This is a genomic window from Telluria sp. AZSoR62 (genome assembly GCF_058111565.1).
Genome location: NZ_JBYTST010000424.1, coordinates 1 through 255 on the forward strand (window position 1 = coordinate 1; position 255 = coordinate 255).

At 53.3% G+C, this 255-nt stretch carries 1 protein-coding gene; it reads right to left on the reverse strand.

Translation table 11 applies throughout. From position 1 onward, the window contains the following. Positions 1 to 255, reverse strand: a 255-nt coding sequence (locus AC3XQU_RS24315) for a hypothetical protein (RefSeq protein WP_489876682.1), incomplete at both ends; no start/stop codon positions are given.

Below are 255 nucleotides of genomic sequence, written 5' to 3' on the forward strand. Positions count from 1 at the left end.
GTCAGGCGTCGAGACGGCTATGTCGGAAAACAAGATTTCCGGAAGCAGTGCGTGGACCAATTCGCGCATGAAAGGGGCATCCGACAACTCCACGTCCGGTGCGTCAACGCTGCCTTTTCCATGTCCCTTCTCATCGCGCGTTTTCTTGATACGAAATAAATGGCTGATGAGCGTCGGGTGCAAAACCGCGATGCGTTGCAAGGGATGGGATGCATCGGTTTGTGCTTGCAAAATTGCAATGGACAGAAGCGTCTC